1 protein-coding gene is annotated in these 839 nt (G+C 35.2%); it reads right to left on the reverse strand.

What is annotated here, in order from left to right; genetic code table 11:
• Positions 1 to 827 (reverse strand): PorP/SprF family type IX secretion system membrane protein (locus tag ABD766_RS14935; RefSeq protein WP_344817436.1); only part of this gene is annotated, 827 nt, incomplete at its 3' end.
• Positions 828 to 839 lie beyond the last annotated feature (12 nt).

The following is an 839-nucleotide window of genomic DNA, read 5'->3' on the forward strand; positions in this document are numbered from 1 at the left end:
TTAGCTAACTTGGTAGTCTCTAAATCGTATCCGTATCCAATATATAACCCATCACTAACTTGAAATCCGGCCATAGCACTCACAGCAGCACTCCATCTCCAGGCAGCACCCAAAACAAACTTCTCATTGATTAAAAAGTTTCCTGATAAATCCAATTGTAATGGTGCTCCTTCAACTACTTTTCCTAGAAAAGCAGGCTTGAATTTTAAATTCGAACTCAAATCAAAAACATAACCTCCTATTAAATACAAGTTCATACGTTCTTTATAAACCGCAATATCATTGTCATCATAACGCTTAGTCTCAAAGAAGTTTGGAACCGATAATCCTAAATAAGATTTGTCTGAATGAAAGTAAACTCCAGCTCCAACATTTGGAGAGAAATTGTTGTTCAAATTCTGTAACAACGGATCTCCTTGGTTTTGAATCTTTAATTTGTTAATATCTAAATTAAACAAATTAGCCGTACCTTTTATTCCAAAAGACAATTTATAGGTCTCTGATGTTTTTATTGTATAGGATAAATCCGCAGAAATCGTGTTCTCAACAGTAGGACCAATCTTATCATTAACAAACGATAATCCAACTCCTAAATTACTATTGTTAATAGGTGAGTTTATCGAAAAGGCATTAGTAGTTGGCGCACCATCTAATCCAACCCATTGGGTTCTGTGCAATCCAAATACACTCAAAACTCCTCTAGAGCCAGCATAAGCAGGATTCACATTAATCGTGTTGTACATGTATTGAGTGTACTGAGCATCTTGCTGTGAATAACTCACAAGGCTCATTAACAACATAGCGAAAAGTATTATTCTTGTTCTCATTTTTTGGGTGTT

The organism is Flavobacterium cheonanense, from assembly GCF_039539185.1.
In the GTDB taxonomy this organism is placed as follows: domain Bacteria; phylum Bacteroidota; class Bacteroidia; order Flavobacteriales; family Flavobacteriaceae; genus Flavobacterium; species Flavobacterium cheonanense.